The following is a 16421-nucleotide window of genomic DNA, read 5'->3' as shown; positions in this document are numbered from 1 at the left end:
GTGCCGTGTCAGTCAGGGTTTGCCCGTCAAGGAGCGGCGTCCGGTGCGGTGCATCGCAAGGCGCCGGATCGGCGGCGTAGTGGGCGTAGGGGGCCTACTCGGTCGATTCGGCAACGCCGCGAGGCGCCGTGCCGGGCGTCGCGGCGGCGGGAACGGTCAGGCGGGGCCCAGGGGCCGGCCGGGTGCGGCCGGACGACGGGCGCGGCGGTCACAGATCGAGGTCGACGACGACGGGGGCGTGGTCGGAGGGGCTCTTGCCCTTGCGCGCCTCCCGGTCGACGTAGGCGTCGGTGACGGCGGCGCGGAACGGCGCGTTGCCGTAGACGAGGTCGATGCGCATGCCGCGGTTCTTGGGGAAGCACAACTGCCGGTAGTCCCAGTAGGTGAACGGCACGTCGTACTTCAGCGGACGCGGCCGGACGTCGTCCAGCCCCGTCTCGCGCAGCGCGGCGAGCTTGTCGCGCTCGGCCGGCGTGACGTGCGTGGCGCCCTCGAACTGGGTGATGTCGTGCACGTCCTCGTCGGTGGGGGCGATGTTGAAGTCGCCCAGTATGGCGAACGGGCGCTCACCGCCGGCCTCCTGCTCCGCGATCGAGCGCAGCGCGTCGAGCCACCGCAGCTTGTACTCGTAGTGCGGGTGGCCGACCTCGCGCCCGTTGGGCACGTACACCGACCACACGCGCACACCCGCGCACACCGCGCTCACCGCCCGCGGCTCGTGCCGGCCCTCGAACTCCGGACCGCCGACGAGGCCGGTGACCGGCTCGTGGAGGCCGACGCGGGAGAGGATCGCCACGCCGTTCCAGCGCCCGTCCGCCTGCACCGCGGCCTCGTACCCGGCCTCCCGCAGCGCGGCGGCCGGGAACTGCTCCTCGGTGCACTTGAGCTCCTGCAGGCACAGCACGTCCGGTGCGGCGGCCTCCAGCCAGGCCAGCAGCCGTTCGATGCGGGGGTTGACGCCGTTGACGTTCCAGGTGGCGATGCGCGTGACCATGGGCCCCAACCTACCGGGGGCCACCGACAGCCGGGCGCCGACGGCACGGCGACCCGGCGATACGGCGGCACGGCGCCCCGGCCGCGCGGGACTCCAGCGCCCTGGCGACCCGGCGCCACGGCGCCCCGGCGGGGGCTGCGGCGGGTGGCTCAGACCTCGGCCGACTCGCCCGGCGCCAGGCGCAGGTGCTCGGCGTCCCCCACGCCCGGCCCGGCGGGGCCGAGCATGCGCCCGTAGATGCCGAGGCCGTTGTCCGACAGCAGCCCGTCGTGCACGTCGTAGGCGCGGCGGGGCCGCACCTCGCGCACGTAGTCGACGACCTCCGACAGCTTGCTCCACGGCGCGTGCACGGGCAGCAGCAGCGTCTCCACCGGGCGCCCGGGCACGGTGAGCGCGTCGCCGGGGTGGAAGACCGCCCCGTCCACCAGGTAGCCGACGTTGGTGACGCGCGGCAGGTCCGGGTGGATGACGGCGTGCAGCTCCCCGTGGGCCTCGATCTCGAAACCGGCGGCCTGGAAGGCGTCACCGTGCCCCACGGTGTGCACCCGCCCCGGGAAGGCGGCGGCGAGCTGTTCGGCGACGCTGCGCAGCGTCCAGATCTCCGTGGCCGGGTCGGCCTCCAGCGCGGTGCGCAGGCGGCCCTCGTCGAAGTGGTCGGGGTGCTCGTGGGTGACGAGGACGGCCTCGGCGCCCACGGCCGCGTCCGGCTCGCTGAAGTTCCCCGGGTCGATGACGAGCGTGCGCCCGTTCCGCTCCAGCCGGACGCAGGCGTGGCCCTTCTTCGTCAGTAGCGTGTCCATGCCGGGCATTGTGCTCCCCACCCGGCCCGCCCCGCCCACCCGCGACACGCCGGGCGAGGGCCGGGAGCGGCCGGTGCGGCGGCGCGGCGTGCGGCGGTTGGGCGCGTGGCCCGTGCTGCCCGCCGGGCGCCGGCACGGCGTGCGGGGTCGGCGTTCGCCAGGCCGCTTCCGCGCCGCGCCGCCCCGCCCCGTCCCCCGCGCACGACGCACCCGCCGCGCGGGGTCAGAAGGTGACGGTGGAGACGACGTGGACCTGGGGGCGTTCGGGCTTGGTGCGGTCGACGGTGACGGCGACCTCGGGGCGCGGCCCGGGAAGGTCGACCGTGGTGTGCCCGTAGGCCCGGCCGGGGCGGTCGACGTCCCACCCCACGGTGTCGGCCTGGCGCGCGCTGACGCCCGCCGCCCGGGGGGAGAGCGCGGCGGCGCTCGTGCCCAGGCGGCGCAGGAACGCCTCCAGGCCCTCCGGTGAGGTGCGGAACTGCACGTACAGGGAGCTGGTCTCCCAGGAGTTCGTCTCGTAGTAGCCGACGTAGGTGGACCCGCGGGGGACGGGCACCTCGTACACCCGGCGGGTGACCTTGCGCGGCCACTCCCACACCAGGCCGGTGGCGGCGGCGATGGCCTGCTTGTCCTTGCCGCTGTCGCGGCTCTGGTGGGCCGAGAGCACCAGGTAGCCGGCCGGGAGCGCGATGAGCAGGACGACCACGACGGCCGTCGGCCAGCGGCGGCGGGGCCGGCGGGGCGCACCGGGCGCGAGCGCCGTCACCGGCTCAGCTCCCGGCCGGGGCGGGGGGCGAGGCCGAGCTGCGCGGCGGCCCGCTCGTAGCGTTCGTAGCGCTCCAGACGGCGCCGGGTGGCCCGGCGGAAGCGGCGGGCGACGAGGCGGGCGAGGTCGGCGGCGCCGACCATGCCGGCCTCGGGGCCGAGCTCGGCGCGCACGATGCGCGCCTCGGGGCGGTAGCCGCGTCCGGTCAGGTGCCGCCGGAAGGACTCGCGGGCCGGGTCGATCAGCAGCTCGTCGGCCTCGCTGACCCCGCCGCCGATGACGAAGCAGGACGGGTCGAGCGCGGCGGCCAGGTTGGCGATCCCGAGGCCGAGCCAGCCGCCGATCTCCCCCAGCAGCTCGATACACATGGCGTCGCCCTCGCGGGCCAGGTCGGTGATGAGCGGCCCGGTGACCTCGCCGATCTCGCCGCCGACGCGGTCGATGAGGTGGTACGCCACCGGGGAGTCGGTCGCCGCCAGCTCCCGCGCCTCGCGGACCAGCGCGTTGCCGGAGCTGTACTGCTCCCAGCAGCCCCGGTTGCCGCACGGGCAGCGGTGCCCGGCGGGGACGACCTGCATGTGGCCGAACTCCCCGGCCACCCCGTACCTGCCGCGCTTGACCCGGCCGTCCTCCAGTATCGCGCCGCCGATGCCGGTGCCGAGGGTGATCATGACGAGGTGGTCCTCGCCGCGCCCCGCGCCGAAGCGCCACTCGCCCCAGGCCGCGGTGTTGGCGTCGTTGTCGACCATCACCGGGACCGCCAGCCGCTCCTGGAGCGCCGCGCGCAGCGGCTCGTCGCGCCAGGCCAGGTGGGGGGCGAACAGCACCCGCGAGCGGTCGGCGTCCACCCACCCGGCCGCGCCGATGCCGACGGCGTGCACGTCGTGCCGGTCGGAGAGGTCGAGGACCAGCTCGGTGATGACGTCCTCGACGACCTTGGGGCTCTTGGACTTGTCCGGGGTCTCCGCGCGCACCTTCTCCAGAACGACGCCGTCCGCGTCGACCACGCCGGCCATGACCTTGGTGCCGCCGATGTCGATCCCGACGGTGGGCACGCGCGGCGCGGAGAGGTGGGAGCGCCGCTCCCGGGTGGCGACGGTGCCCCGGGTGGCGACGGTGCGCAGCACGGTGGCCCGGCTGGAGCCGTGCGCGGCGCGGTCACGGTACGTACTCATCAGCTCGATTGTGCCTCACCGCGCAGCTCGTGGCGGAGCTGGTCCAGTTCGCCGCCGCCGGCCATCTGGCGGGTCAGCTCGTCCAGCGTGATGTCGGCGCGGGCGTGGCTGCCGGCCATCGCCCCGCGCTTGAGCAGCACGAACCGGTCCCCGACGAGGTGGGCGTGGTGCGGGTTGTGGGTGATCAGGACGACGCCCAGGCCCTCGTCCCGGGCCGCCGCGACGTAGCGGAGCACCGTGCCGGCCTGCTTGACGCCCAGCGCCGCCGTCGGCTCGTCCAGGACCAGCACGCGGGCGCCGAAGTGGACGGCGCGGGCGATGGCCACGCACTGCCGCTCGCCGCCGGAGAGGGTGCCGATGGGCTGGTCGACGTCGCGCAGGTCGATGCCCATGCGGGCCAGGGCCTCGCGGGTGGTGGCGCGCATCCGGGCCGCGTCCAGGCGGCGCAGCGGTCCGCGCCCGGTGTGGAGTTCGGAGCCGAGGAAGAAGTTGCGCCACACCGGCATCAGCGGCACCACGGCGAGGTCCTGGTAGACCGTGGCGATGCCGCGGTCCAGCGCCGCGCGCGGGGAGGGCAGGCGCACCGGCTCGCCGTCGATGCGGTAGGTGCCGCCGTCGTGCTGGTGCAGCCCGGAGATGATCTTGATCAGCGTGGACTTGCCCGCGCCGTTGTCGCCCAGGACGCAGGTGACCTCGCCCGCGGTCACGGTCAGCGACACGCCGTGCAGCGCGCGCACGGTGCCGTAGGACTTGCCGACGCCGTCGAGGGCGAGTACCGGCTCGGGCGCGGCGGTCATCGGGTGGCCTCCGCGCGGCGCCGGATCCAGGCGTTCAGCAGCGTGGCCAGGAGCAGCATGGCGCCGAGGAAGAACTTGAACCAGTCGTGGTCCCACTGGGCGTACACGATGCCCTTCTCCGTCATGCCGAAGATCAGCGCGCCGACGGCCGAGCCGACGGCCGAGCCGTAGCCGCCGGTGAGCAGGCAGCCGCCGATGACGGCCGCGGCGATGTAGATCAGCTCGTTGCCCACGCCCTCGCCGGACTGCACGACGCCGTAGGTGAACAGCAGGTGCTGCCCGGAGACCCAGGCGCACAGCGCGACGCCCAGGTAGAGCCCGATCTTGGTGCGGGCCACCGGGACGCCGACCGCGCGGGCCGCCGCGCCGTTGCCGCCGACGGCGAAGATCCAGTTGCCCGCGCGGGTGCGCAGCAGCACCCAGGTGGCCAGGGCCGTCAGGCCGAGCCACCACAGCACCGTGACGCGCACGCGCACGTCGTCACCGAGGGTGAGCTGGGAGGCGAAGACGGCGCTGGCGCTGGGGAAGCCCTCCATGTCCGAGATGCTCCGGGTGGCGACGCCGCCGGAGATCAGCTTGGTGGCGCCGAGGTTCAGCCCGGTGAGCATCAGGAACGTGCCCAGGGTGATGATGAAGCTCGGGAGCCGGGTGCGCACCAGCAGCCAGCCGTTGAACAGCCCGAACGCGAGGGTGACCAGCAGGGACACCCCGACGCCGACCCAGACGTTGGCCGTCATCTGGTAGCTGGCCATCGAGGAGACGAGCGCCGAGCTGGTCACCATGACGCCGGTGGACAGGTCGAACTCGCCGCCGATCATCAGCAGCGCCACCGGTACCGCCATGATCCCGATGGTGGAAGCCGCGTACAGGACGGTGGACAGGCTCCCGGGGCGCAGGAAGCTGTCGGCGACGAGGGCGAAGAAGGCGAAGACGGCCACCGCGCCGACGACGGCGCCCAGCTCCGGGCGGGCCAGCAGGACGCGGGCCGGGGCGCGCCGCTGCGGGGCCGGCCCGGACGGGCGGCCGGTTTCCGGGGCGGGCGGGGCGGCGGTGCCGGCCGTCACCGGGTTCCCCGGGCGGTGTACTCGGCCAGGGCCTCGGCGTCCTCGCGGGTGAGGATCTGCGGGCCGGTCCGCACCGGCTCACCGCCGCCGAGCATGGTGGAGTTGTGGCGGTACAGCCACAGCAGGTCCACGGCCTGGTAGCCCTGGAGGTAGGGCTGCTGGTCGACGGCGAAGGCGACGGTGCCCTCCCGCAGCCCGGTGACGACGGCCGGGTTGAGGTCGAAGGTGGCGACCTGGGCGTCGCTGCCGGCCTGGTCGGCGGCCCGCACGGCGGTCGCGGCGAACGGCGCGCCGAGGGTGACCACGGCGTCCACCTCCGGGTCGGACTGGAGCTCGGCCTCCAGCGAGGACTGCACCGAGGGCATGTTGGTGCCGTCGACGTAGAGGTTCTCCACGGTGCCCTCGAAGGTCTCGCGCACGCCCGCGCAGCGCTCCTCGTGGCCGACGTTGCCCTGCTCGTGCAGGACGCAGACCGCCTTGCGCCGGCCGCGTTCGGTCAGCTCCGTGCCGACGGCCCGCCCGGCGGTGACCTCGTCCTGGCCGATGTGCGCGAGCGCGCCGAAGGCGGCCGAGGCGTCCTGGCCGGAGTTGACGCTGATCACGGGGATGCCCGCCGCCACGGCCTCGCGGACGACGTCCTCCATCGCCTCGGGCTTGGCCAGGCTCACGATCAGGCCGTCGACGCCCTGGTCGATGCGGGTCCGCACCAGCTCGGCCTGCTGACCGGCCTCGGGGTCGGCGGAGTAGAGGAACTCGATGTTGTCCTTGGCCGCGGCCTGCTCCGCCCCGGAGCGGACGATGTCCCAGAAGGTGTCCCCGGCGCCGGAGTGCGTCACCATCGCGAACGTCCACCGGGGGGTGTCGACGACGGCGCGCCCGCCGGCGGCCCGCCGCTCGCGCTCCTCCTCGGCGCGTTTGCCTCCGGTGCTGCTGCATCCCGCCGCCGCGAGGGCGGTCGCGACGAGTGCTGCCAGCACGGCGGTCGTCCGGCGTGCTCGGCGTCTGCTGCGTGCGCGGGTGGTCACTCGCGGTCAGTCCTTCGTTCGCGTCCCGTTTCCAACCGCACAAGTATCGGACAACCTCCCCGGACCCGACCGGGCGGGTGCGCGGGGGCGACGCGGGAGAGGGCGGTGGCGTGCGCTTCCCGGCGGTGACGCGCGGAGGCGGCGCGGCACCCACCGGTGGGCCGCCCCCGCACCGGAGGCGGTGACGGAGCGCCGGGCGAGAAGCGGAAGGGGGCGACGAACACGGCCGACGCGCCCGACGCGCCCGACGCGGCCGGGGCGTGCGCCTCCGGCACGTGCCGCCTGACCGCGTACCGGAAGCGCTAGCGGCCACCGCGGGGCGCGGTCCCCGCCGCCGGGGCGACCCGGGGCGCGGGGCGCGGCAGGCCGGCGGGAGCGCCCGACCCTGCCGGCCTGCCGCGGGCGATGCGGCGTCGGGGCCGGTCGGCGGCCGGCGCCGGGAGCGCGTCGGCGCGCCGGGCGGGCGTCGGGAAGGGGCGGCCCGCCCGGCACGCGACGGGTGGGTCAGCCGCCCAGTGCGCGGTGGCGGGTGGCGAGGGCGTCGGCGCCGGCCGCCGTCAGGGAGCCGAAGAGGCGCAGGCGGGAGATGCCGCCGTCGGGGAAGATGTCCAGCCGGACGTGGGTGACGGCGGGGGCCTCGCGCAGCAGGAAGCGGTGCACGGTGTCGGGCTGGAGCCGGGTGCGGGGCAGCAGCTCCACCCAGTCGCCGTCCGCGCCGTCCTTGCCGACGAGCGCCGCCCACCCGGCCGCGTTGCCCTTGAGGTAGGCGGTGTCGATCTCCACCGCGCGGATCTGGGACTGGCCCGTCAGCGCGTAGGCGATCCAGTCGTGGCCCTGGTCGCGGCGGCGGCGGGTCTCCCAGCCGTCGTCCATCTTCCGGGAGCGGCCGGGCTGGATGGTGTTGGTGGCCGGGGAGTAGAAGCGGTCGGAGGCGTCCTCGACGGCGCCGCCGTTCTCCAGCGCGACGACGTCGAAGGTGCCCAGGGCCGCCAGCCACGCGGGGTCGGGGACGACCTCGCCGTGGACCCGCAGCCGGGCGATGCCCCCGTCGGGGTGCTGGTTGACGCGCAGGTGGGTGAAGCGCCGCTCGGCGTCGACGGCGAAGCCGTTGGCCGCGTGGCCGCCGATCGCGGTGCGCGGGACGAGCGTCGTCCACGTCACGTCGTCGGCGAGCAGGTCTTCGGGGGAGGCCGAGACCGGCGCGGTCGTCGCCTCGACGGACACCGACTGCGGGTAGTTGCCGCGGAAGTGGGCGGTGTCCACGACGATGCCGCGGATCACGCCGGGGGCGCCCAGGCGCACCAGGGCCCAGTCGTGGTCGTCCTCGGCCGGGTGCGGGACGTCGGCGATCGAGCCGCGGCGGCGGCGCGTCTCCCAGCCGTCCATCACCTTGCCCTTGTGGCCGAAGTGCTCGGGGTCGAACTCGGCGCGCTCGGGGACGAGCAGGTTCTCGCGCTCGGCGAAGAACTCGTCGTTGGCGGCGACGACACCGGCGCCCAGGCGACGGTCGGCCAGGTCGGCGAGGTGGGTGAAGGGGAAGTCCGCGGTCCGGTAGTCCGCGTACGGGTCGCCGCCGCCGTAGGGGCTGGCGTCACCGGTGAAGCGGGGCAGGGCGGTCATGCGGAGTTCCTCTCGATGAGCCGGCCGGCCCGGGTGAGGGTGCGGCCGTGGTCGGTGATCTGCTCGCCGCGCAGCCAGCTCGACCGGACGACGCCGTGCAGCGTCCTGCCCGCGTAGGCGGTGACCTGGTTGCGGTGGTGCAGCTCGGCGGGGTCGACGGTGAAGGTCTGGTCCGGGGCGAAGACGGCGAAGTCGGCGTCGTGGCCGGGCGCGATGCCGCCCTTGCGGCCGTGCAGCCCGGCGAGGCGGGCCGGGGCGGCGGACATCCAGCGCGCCACGTCGGCCGGCGAGTGGCCCCGGCGGCGGGCCTCGGTCCACACGGCGGGCAGGCCGAGCTGGATCGAGGAGATGCCGCCCCACGCCTGGCCGAAGTCGGGGACCTTCAGGCCCGCGGTGCAGGGCGAGTGGTCGGAGACGACGCAGTCGATCGTGCCGTCGGCCAGCCCGTTCCACAGCGCGTCCTGGTTGTGCTTCTCGCGGATGGGCGGGCAGCACTTGAACTCGGTGGCGCCGTCGGGCACCTCCTCGGCGGTGAGGGTGAGGAAGTGCGGGCAGGTCTCGACGGTGATCCGGACGCCGTCGCGCTTGGCCCGGGCGATCATCGGCAGCGCGTCGGAGGACGACAGGTGCAGCACGTGGACGCGGGCGTCCAGCTCGCGGGCCAGCTCGATGAGGGCGGCGATGGCGTCGTTCTCGGCGGCGCGGGGCCGGGAGGCGAGGAAGTCGGCGTAGCGGGGGCCGTGCGGCTGCGGGGCGGCGCCGAGGTGGGCCGGGTCCTCGGCGTGCACGATGAGCAGGCCGTCGAAGGCGGCGATCTCGGTGAGGGCGGCCCGCAGCCCGGCGCGGTCCAGCTCGGGGAACTCCTCCACGCCGGAGGGGGACAGGAAGCACTTGAAGCCGAAGACCCCGGCCTCGTGCAGCGGGCGCAGGTCCGCGACGTTGCCCGGGACGGCGCCGCCCCAGAAGCCGGTGTCCACGTGCGCCTTGCCGCGCGCCACGTCGCGCTTGACGGCGAGGTGGGCGGCGGTGGTGGTGGGCGGCAGGCTGTTGAGCGGCATGTCCAGGAGGGTGGTGATGCCGCCGGCGGCCGCGGCCTGGGTCGCCGTCCAGAAGCCCTCCCACTCGGTGCGCCCGGGGTCGTTGACGTGCACGTGGGTGTCCACCAGGCCGGGCAGCAGCACGTCGTCGCCGACGTCCACCACGCGGCCGGCGCCGTCCGGCAGGGCGGCCTCGTGGGGCAGGACCTCGGTGATCCGCCCGTCGCCGACGAGGACGGAGGCGGCCCGGAGGGACTCCGGCGTCACGACGCGCGTCGAGCGCAGGACGAGATCGGGTCTGGACGGGGTGGCGGTCAACCGGCCCTCCTTCGTATTTTTCAACGTTCTGTTGAAAGAGTGTTCACTTCCGGAACGGGCGCGTCAAGGGTCACCAGGCCACCGGGCGGCCCCACGCGGACACCTTGGATGTTTCCACAAAACGGATTGCGAGTTTCGCATCATGGAACGTAGGTATCCCCAGGGCTCGTCGCACCCCCGGCCGCCGGAGAGCCGGACAAACCCGCACCGAAGGGCGAGACCCCCACGTGGCAGGCTGTGGCGGGCGTCGCGACCGGCCCACCCCGGCGACGCCCGGGCCGGTAGCATGCGCCCCATCCGGCCGAAAGGAAACGCGACGTGCCGCCGTCCGAGCGCAAGACCCCTTCCGCCCCCGCGGCGACCGGGGGCGTGCAGTCCCTGGAACGAGCCTTCGACCTGCTGGAGCGGATGGCCGACGCGGGCGGCGAGGTGGGCCTGAGCGAACTGTCCGGCTCCAGCGGGCTGCCGCTGCCCACCATCCACCGCCTCATGCGCACGCTCGTCGCCTGCGGCTACGTCCGGCAGCAGGCGAACCGGCGCTACGCGCTCGGCCCGCGGCTCATCCGCCTGGGAGAGAGCGCGTCCCGGCTGCTGGGCACCTGGGCGCGCCCCTACCTCGCCCGCTTGGTGGAGGAGACCGGCGAGACCGCCAACATGGCCCTGCTCGACGGCGACGAGGCCGTCTACGTCGCGCAGGTGCCCTCGCGGCACTCGATGCGCATGTTCACCGAGGTCGGACGCCGGGTGCTGCCCCACTCCACGGGCGTGGGCAAGGCGCTGCTGGCCGGGCACGACCCGGAGGAGGTGCGCTCGCTGCTCGCCCGCACCGGCATGCCCGCCGCGACCGAGCGCACCATCGTCACGCCCGAGGGCTTCCTGGAGGCGCTGGAGCTGACCCGGGAGCGCGGCTACGCCCTCGACGACAACGAGCAGGAGATCGGCGTGCGCTGCATCGCCGTGCCCGTGCCCGACGCCCCCACCGCCGCGGCCATCTCCATCTCGGGCCCCGCCGGACGCGTCACCGACATCGCGACGGACCGGATCGTCCCGCTGCTCCAGCAGGTCGCGCGCGAGCTGTCGACCGCCCTGGCGAACACCTCGGCACCGCTGAACGGGGTGAACGGGACGAGCGGGACGAGCGGGACGAGTCCAGCGAACACGGCGAACGGCGTGAACGGCGGCTGAGCGCGCCACCCGGTCGGCGGCGGAACCGGGCGGCGGCGGGCTCGTTGGCCCGGACATGCGAGCCAGGACCACGATCACCAGGACCACCGCCGTGCTGGCCGCCGCCCTGCTGTGCGGCGGCCTCACCGGCCCGGCCCCCGCGCCCGGCGGGCCGGGGACCACGGCCGCCGACGCCGCCGCTCCGGGCGGGGCCGCCGCGCCCCGAGCGGCCGGGCCGGACGGGGCCGCCGACTCGGCGGACGGCGCGGGCGCCGGGGCGGGGCCGACGGGCTCCGGGCGGCTGTTCCTGACCGTCAGCGGCGCCGACGACACCTGGGTGCGCGGCGTGGAGCTGCGGTGCGGCCCCGCCGCGGGTCACCACCCGCACGCGGCGGCGGCGTGCGCCGCGCTCGCCGCCGCCGACGGTGACCTCGACGCCCTGCCCGGCGCCGCCGCGCCCGAGTGCTCGCGCGTGCCTGACCCGGTGCACGCCGCCGCGTCGGGCACGTACCGCGAGCGGCCCGTCGAGTGGCGCGGCAGCTACCCGAACTCCTGCTTCCTGCACGCCGCCACCGGCCCGGTCTTCCGCTTCTGACGGCCCGCGCCGCACCCCGGCCCACCGGAGAGCCGTGGACGCCTCCGCGTACGCGGTCCCGGGCGCGCCTCAGCTCCGGGGCGGAAGCGCGCCGAACAGGGCTATGGCCGCGCGCAGTTCGTCCAACGGCTCGGTGAGCGCGCTGACCGAGCCCAGCGCGCTCACCGTGAGCAGCAGCGCCCGTCGCAGCTCGGCCAGCTCGACCGTGCCCGCCGTCATGGCCTCGATCGCCGCCAACTGCTCCTCGGCGACCTCCCGGTCGGCCAGTGCGCCGGGGTGCACGGCCAGTTCGCGCCGCATCCGCAAGGCCGCCGCGCGCAGCCCGGCCGTGCGCGGATCGGCTTCGGCGCGGACCGTCTCCGCCCGCCACGCACGCTGGTGCCGTACCGCTGTCGGTTCCATCCGATCGCCTCGCAACGTCAGTCCCCACCCGGAAGCCGGCTCGAATCGCGCATGCTCAACACTCCCGCCGCATCCGGCGGTGGTCAGCCGCCGGAGGCCCCGGGGGTGCACAGTAAACGGCACGCTCCGCGCATACGTCCACACGGAAAGCCAAAACAAGCCGTGGCCCCGAGCGGGCGCTCGGTGAGCCTTCCCAGGTCGGCGCCCCGGTACCCGGCGGGGCCCCGCGGGCACCCGGTCGCGCGCCCGCTCGCGCACACGTCCGAAAACCCCGGGTTCCGCTTCCCGGCGCACCGGGCTCCGCTCTCCGCTCTCCGCGCGGACGGCGTCCCGGGTCACGGGCGCGCACTGGTCCGGCAACGAAGGGGACTCGCCGCGCTCCCGGCCCTGGCGGGCGGGGGCGGCGCGCGGCACGGTGGGCGCCATGATCGTCGATCCCCTGGGCCTCGCCCTCATCGCCGGCGCCTGGGGGATGCTGGGCCTGCTGATCACCGTGGCGGTCTACGGGTGCCTGCTGACCCTGCTGGCCGGCCTCGGCTATGCGGCGGCACGGCTGCTGCGGCGCCGGTGGTGCGGGGAGGACGCGACCGGCACCGCCGACGACGACGCGCCCCGGGGCCTGGCCGCGTTCACCTGGACCGGTGACCCCCGCGAGTAGCGCCCGCCCCGGCGCACGCCCGCGCCGACGGGACCGCCTCCGCGCGCCCGTGCCACGGCTACGCCGGCGGGGTGAAGGCGAAGGGGAGGGCGCGGACGCGGTGGTCGAAGGTGGACGGGACGAGGGCGGGGGGCGCGGTGGCGCGGATGTCGGGGGTGCGGGTGAGCAGGTGGCGGAAGAGGGTGGTCATCTCCCGCTGGGCGAGGTGGGCGCCGAGGCAGTAGTGGGGACCGCCGCCGCCGTACCCGAGGTGCGGGTTGGGGTCGCGGGTGAGGTCGAAGGCGTCCGGGTCGGGGAAGACCGCCTCGTCGCGGTTGGCGGAGGCGTAGTAGAGGACCACCTTGTCGCCGGGGCGCAGCAGGCGGCCGCCGAGCTCGTACTCGGCCGCGACGGTGCGGCGGAACTGGATGATCGGCGTGGCGTGGCGGACGATCTCGTCGACGGCGCCCGGGGCATGGCGGTCGAAGTCGGCGGTGAGCAGGGCGCGTTGCTCGGGGTGGTCGGTGAGCAGGGCCAGCCCGTGGGCGATCGCGTTCCGGGTCGTCTCGACGCCGGCGACCAGCAGGAGGGAGAAGAAGGCGCCGAGTTGGCGGGCGGTGAGGGCCTGGCCGCCGAGGTCGGCGTGGACGAGGGCGGAGACGAGGTCGCCGGTGGGGTGACGGCGGCGCTCGCGCGCGAGCCCGCCCACCACGCGGTGCATGCGGGCCAGCGCGCGCAGCCCCTGCCCGGGGACGCGCAGCCGGGGGCGGGCCACACCGGTGTTCCGCGCGGCGTGGTCGACACGGGCCGCGATCTCGGGCCGGTGGCGGCCGGGGATGCCCATCAGGTCGCAGATGACCTCGAAGGGCACGCGCGAGGCCACGGCGGCGACGAAGTCCGTGGGCCGCCGGGCGATCATGTCGTCGACGACGCGGGCGCAGACGGCCTCGATGCCGCGCTCGGCGTCGGCGAGGACGCGCGGCGAGAAGGCGCGGGAGACGGTGCGGCGCAGGCGGGCGTGCTCGGGGTCGTCGAGGTTGACCATGGAGTCGCCGAAGAGGGCGCGCACCCAGCGGGCGGGCTCGGGCGTGGTGGCGCCGGGCGCGCTGACGAAGACGCGCGGGGTCCGGCTCGCCTCGACCACGTGGGCGTGGCGCACGAGGGCGTAGAAGGGGCGGCCGGTGGCGGGGTCGGTGAGGCGGGCGGGCGCGTCCAGCCGGCGCAGGGCGGCGAAGGCGGCGTGCCGGCGGGCCCTGGGCTGGTGCCAGAAGCGGGGGTCGGCCGGGTTGGCGAGCGCGTCGGGTACGCGGTGGGTGGCGCTGGTCATGGGGGCATGGTGGCGGCGTGCGGGCCGGTCGCGGGGCGAGGCGCTCCGTAGGGTCAGGGGCATGGACGAGCGCGAGCGCGGGAATCGGGTGGCGGGGCTGCTGCTGGCGGCCGGCGGCGGACGGCGGCTGGGGGGCCGGCCGAAGGCGCTGCTGCCCTACCGGGGGCGGCCGCTGGTGGAGCATGCGGTGCGCGCCCTGCGCGCGGGCGGCTGCGCACCGGTGTACGTGGTGCTGGGCGCGGCCCGGGAGCGGGCGCGCGCCGAGGCGGAACTGCCGGGGTGCACGTTGGTGGACAACCCGGACTGGGCGCGGGGCATGGGGTCGTCGCTGCGCGCGGGGCTGCGGCGGCTGACGGCGGACGGGGTTCCGGCCGCCGCCGACGCGGCGCTGGTGGGCCTGGTGGACCAGCCCGGAATCGGTGCGGCGGCCGTCGCCCGGCTCGTCGCGGCGGCCACGGGCCCGCGCGTGCTGGCCGCCGCGGCCTACGGCGGGGAGCGCGGGCACCCGGTGCTGCTGGGCGCCGCGCACTGGGACGGCGTCGCGCAGGCGGCGACGGGTGACCGCGGCGCCCGGGACTACCTGCGGCGGCACGCGGCCGACCTGCGGCTGGTGGAGTGCGCGGACGTGGCCGATCCGGACGATATCGACACCCCGGAGGACCTCGCGCGGCACGGGTGACGCCCGCCACATCTCTCGACGTCGTCTTTCTCGACGTCATCCATCTCGACATCAACAAACCCTTGAAATTCCACCATGAGGAAACTACTCTCCATTTCCGAAGGCGTGTGGCACCGCGTGTCGCATGCGCGTACCACGAGCACGGAAGTCCGGGTGGCCCGGCGCACCGGCCCTCACCGTCCGGGGGGCGTGGCCGGGGCCGGCCCGGAACCCAAGAGGAGTGACAGCCCATGTCCGCACCAGCGCCGTCACCGCTGGCCATCGTCGATGTCGACCCCGGCCGGGCGCCCGCCCGGCAGGACGAGGTGCTGACCCCGGCGGCGCTGGAGTTCGTCGCCGCGCTCCACGAGCGGTTCACGCCCCGCCGCGACGAGCTCCTGGCGCGCCGCGCCGAGCGCCGCGCGCGGATCGCCCGCACCAGCACCCTGGACTTCCTCCCCGAGACCGCGCACATCCGCGACGGCGACTGGCAGGTGGCCCCCGCGCCGCCCGCCCTGGAGGACCGCAGGGTCGAGATCACCGGTCCGACCGACCGGAAGATGACCATCAACGCGCTCAACTCCGGTGCCCGCGTCTGGCTCGCCGACTTCGAGGACGCCTCCGCTCCCACCTGGGAGAACGTCATCGACGGCCAGGCCAACCTGAGCGCCGCCTACCAGCGGCGCATCGACTTCACCGACGCGCGCGGCAAGTCCTACGCCCTGCGCCCCGACGCGGAGCTGGCGACGGTCGTCATGCGGCCGCGCGGCTGGCACCTCCAGGAACGCCACCTGCGGGCGGGCGACCGGGCCGTCCCCGGCGCCCTGGTGGACTTCGGGCTCTACTTCTTCCACAACGCCCGGCGGCTGCTGGACGCGGGCAAGGGGCCGTACTTCTACCTGCCCAAGACGGAGTCGCACCTGGAGGCGCGGCTGTGGAACGACGTCTTCGTCTTCGCCCAGGACTACCTCGGCATCCCGCGCGGCACCGTGCGCGCGACCGTGCTCATCGAGACCATCACGGCCGCCTACGAGATGGAGGAGATCCTCTACGAGCTGCGCGAACACGCCTCCGGGCTCAACGCGGGCCGCTGGGACTACCTGTTCTCCATCGTCAAGAACTTCCGCGACGGCGGTGAGCGGTTCGTGCTGCCGGACCGCAACGCGGTCACGATGACGGCGCCGTTCATGCGCGCCTACACCGAACTGCTGGTGCGCACCTGCCACAAGCGCGGCGCGCACGCCATCGGCGGCATGGCCGCGTTCATCCCCAACCGCCGCGACCCGGAGGCCAACGAGCAGGCGCTGGCGAAGGTCAGGGCGGACAAGGACCGGGAGGCCGCCGACGGCTTCGACGGCTCCTGGGTCGCCCACCCCGACCTGGTGCCGGTGGCGCGCGCCTCCTTCGACGCGGTGCTCGGCGAGCGGCCGCACCAGAAGGACCGGCTGCGCGAGGACGTCCGGGTGGCCGCCGCCGACCTCATCGCCGTCGACTCGCTCGACGCCCGCCCGACCTACCAGGGACTGGTGGACGCCGTGCGGGTCGGCATGCGCTACATCGAGGCGTGGCTGCGCGGCCTGGGCGCCGTGGCCATCTTCGGGCTGATGGAGGACGCCGCGACGGCGGAGATCTCCCGCTCGCAGATCTGGCAGTGGGTCGACGCCGGGGTCGTCTTCGAAGGCGGGCGCCGGGCCACGCCCGAGCTGGTGCGCGAGATCGCGGCGGCCGAGCTGGCGGCCCTGCGCGCCGAGCTGGGTGAGCAGGCGTTCGCCGCCGGGCAGTGGCAGCAGGCGCACGACCTGCTGCTGCGCGTCTCGCTCGACGCCGACTACGCGGAGTTCCTCACTCTCCCGGCCTACGAGCTGCTGCCCTGAGCCGCGCCGCGCCCGGCCACCCGGTCGCGGGGGCGTCCCGTCGCGGACGTCCCCGCGACGCGCAGGCAGTCGTGCGCCCGCAGCCCGACGGGGAGACGGGGCCCGGTTCCGGTGCCTTCGAGGCCGGCGCCGCCGCCCCTCCGCCGCCGGACACCACAGAAGACGACC

16 protein-coding genes are annotated in these 16421 nt (G+C 75.5%); 5 read left to right on the top strand and 11 right to left on the bottom strand.

The genetic code is table 11. From position 1 onward, the window contains the following. Positions 1–208: 208 nt before the first annotated feature. From OSB71_RS07550 to allB, 9 genes are all read right to left on the bottom strand, one after another. Entirely contained in the window at positions 209–994 is a 786-nt protein-coding gene (locus OSB71_RS07550) for an exodeoxyribonuclease III (protein WP_265945587.1), read from the bottom strand. A 149-nt stretch (positions 995–1143) separates the two neighbouring features. Further along, complete coding sequence (locus OSB71_RS07545; RefSeq protein WP_416237212.1) at positions 1144–1794, bottom strand: MBL fold metallo-hydrolase; 651 nt, start codon at positions 1792–1794, stop codon at positions 1144–1146. 223 nt (positions 1795–2017) lie between these two features. After that, the gene (locus OSB71_RS07540) at positions 2018–2560 is read right to left on the bottom strand and encodes a hypothetical protein (protein WP_265945583.1); all 543 of its coding nucleotides are present in this window, start codon (positions 2558–2560) and stop codon (positions 2018–2020) included. Continuing rightward, entirely contained in the window at positions 2557–3735 is a 1179-nt protein-coding gene (locus OSB71_RS07535; RefSeq protein ID WP_265945581.1) for an ROK family glucokinase, read from the bottom strand. The genes OSB71_RS07540 and OSB71_RS07535 overlap by 4 nt, the downstream gene beginning before the upstream one ends. Beyond that, entirely contained in the window at positions 3735–4532 is a 798-nt protein-coding gene (locus tag OSB71_RS07530) for an ATP-binding cassette domain-containing protein (RefSeq protein WP_265945579.1), read from the bottom strand. The genes OSB71_RS07535 and OSB71_RS07530 overlap by 1 nt, the downstream gene beginning before the upstream one ends. Next, complete coding sequence (locus tag OSB71_RS07525; RefSeq protein WP_265945577.1) at positions 4529–5596, bottom strand: ABC transporter permease; 1068 nt, start codon at positions 5594–5596, stop codon at positions 4529–4531. Before OSB71_RS07525 ends, OSB71_RS07530 begins: the two co-directional genes overlap by 4 nt. Then, positions 5593–6621, bottom strand: a complete 1029-nt coding sequence (locus OSB71_RS07520) for a sugar ABC transporter substrate-binding protein (protein WP_441005701.1) — start codon at positions 6619–6621, stop codon at positions 5593–5595. Before OSB71_RS07520 ends, OSB71_RS07525 begins: the two co-directional genes overlap by 4 nt. 504 nt (positions 6622–7125) lie before the next feature. Further along, entirely contained in the window at positions 7126–8241 is a 1116-nt protein-coding gene (gene alc / locus OSB71_RS07515; RefSeq protein WP_265945575.1) for an allantoicase, read from the bottom strand. After that, positions 8238–9596: an allantoinase AllB gene (allB, locus tag OSB71_RS07510; RefSeq protein WP_265945573.1), complete on the bottom strand. Its 1359-nt coding sequence runs from the start codon at positions 9594–9596 to the stop codon at positions 8238–8240. The genes alc and allB overlap by 4 nt, the downstream gene beginning before the upstream one ends. A 318-nt stretch (positions 9597–9914) precedes the next feature. Here allB and OSB71_RS07505 point away from each other — a divergent pair, with 318 nt between their 5' ends. Next, entirely contained in the window at positions 9915–10781 is an 867-nt protein-coding gene (locus tag OSB71_RS07505) for an IclR family transcriptional regulator (RefSeq protein WP_265945571.1), read from the top strand. Positions 10782–10836: 55 nt separating this feature from the next. Beyond that, on the top strand, positions 10837–11355 hold the full coding sequence (locus OSB71_RS07500; protein WP_265945569.1) for an SSI family serine proteinase inhibitor: 519 nt from the start codon (positions 10837–10839) through the stop codon (positions 11353–11355). Between the two features lie 69 nt (positions 11356–11424). Here the strand turns inward: OSB71_RS07500 and OSB71_RS07495 are convergent, their stop codons facing one another. After that, positions 11425–11757, bottom strand: coding sequence for a DUF5955 family protein (locus OSB71_RS07495; protein ID WP_265945567.1), 333 nt, complete (start codon positions 11755–11757; stop codon positions 11425–11427). A gap of 424 nt (positions 11758–12181) precedes the next feature. Between OSB71_RS07495 and OSB71_RS07490 the strand changes: the two genes are divergently transcribed. Continuing rightward, entirely contained in the window at positions 12182–12415 is a 234-nt protein-coding gene (locus OSB71_RS07490) for a hypothetical protein (RefSeq protein ID WP_265945565.1), read from the top strand. Positions 12416–12473: 58 nt separating this feature from the next. Here the strand turns inward: OSB71_RS07490 and OSB71_RS07485 are convergent, their stop codons facing one another. After that, complete coding sequence (locus OSB71_RS07485; protein WP_265945563.1) at positions 12474–13721, bottom strand: cytochrome P450; 1248 nt, start codon at positions 13719–13721, stop codon at positions 12474–12476. Between the two features lie 61 nt (positions 13722–13782). Here OSB71_RS07485 and OSB71_RS07480 point away from each other — a divergent pair, with 61 nt between their 5' ends. Next, the gene (locus OSB71_RS07480; protein ID WP_265945561.1) at positions 13783–14400 is read left to right on the top strand and encodes a nucleotidyltransferase family protein; all 618 of its coding nucleotides are present in this window, start codon (positions 13783–13785) and stop codon (positions 14398–14400) included. Between the two features lie 230 nt (positions 14401–14630). Then, positions 14631–16253: a malate synthase A gene (gene aceB, locus OSB71_RS07475; protein ID WP_265945560.1), complete on the top strand. Its 1623-nt coding sequence runs from the start codon at positions 14631–14633 to the stop codon at positions 16251–16253. The last annotated feature ends 168 nt before the right edge of the window (positions 16254–16421 follow it).

The sequence above is a fragment of the Streptomyces marinisediminis genome (assembly GCF_026262575.1).
GTDB classification, from domain to species: Bacteria; Actinomycetota; Actinomycetes; order Streptomycetales; family Streptomycetaceae; genus Streptomyces; species Streptomyces marinisediminis.
This window is presented reverse-complemented; position numbering and strand designations above follow the sequence as displayed.

Bases quoted from the DNA above. Each gene is read 5' to 3' on its own strand.
- OSB71_RS07550 (WP_265945587.1), bottom strand. From the start codon at position 994: ATGGTCACGCGCATCGCCACCTGGAACGTCAACGGCGTCAACCCCCGC.
- OSB71_RS07545 (WP_416237212.1), bottom strand. From the start codon at position 1,794: ATGGACACGCTACTGACGAAGAAGGGCCACGCCTGCGTCCGGCTGGAG.
- OSB71_RS07535 (WP_265945581.1), bottom strand. From the start codon at position 3,735: ATGAGTACGTACCGTGACCGCGCCGCGCACGGCTCCAGCCGGGCCACC.
- OSB71_RS07530 (WP_265945579.1), bottom strand. From the start codon at position 4,532: ATGACCGCCGCGCCCGAGCCGGTACTCGCCCTCGACGGCGTCGGCAAG.
- alc (WP_265945575.1), bottom strand. From the start codon at position 8,241: ATGACCGCCCTGCCCCGCTTCACCGGTGACGCCAGCCCCTACGGCGGC.
- OSB71_RS07500 (WP_265945569.1), top strand. From the start codon at position 10,837: ATGCGAGCCAGGACCACGATCACCAGGACCACCGCCGTGCTGGCCGCC.
- OSB71_RS07495 (WP_265945567.1), bottom strand. From the start codon at position 11,757: ATGGAACCGACAGCGGTACGGCACCAGCGTGCGTGGCGGGCGGAGACG.
- OSB71_RS07490 (WP_265945565.1), top strand. From the start codon at position 12,182: ATGATCGTCGATCCCCTGGGCCTCGCCCTCATCGCCGGCGCCTGGGGG.
- OSB71_RS07485 (WP_265945563.1), bottom strand. From the start codon at position 13,721: ATGACCAGCGCCACCCACCGCGTACCCGACGCGCTCGCCAACCCGGCC.
- OSB71_RS07480 (WP_265945561.1), top strand. From the start codon at position 13,783: ATGGACGAGCGCGAGCGCGGGAATCGGGTGGCGGGGCTGCTGCTGGCG.
- aceB (WP_265945560.1), top strand. From the start codon at position 14,631: ATGTCCGCACCAGCGCCGTCACCGCTGGCCATCGTCGATGTCGACCCC.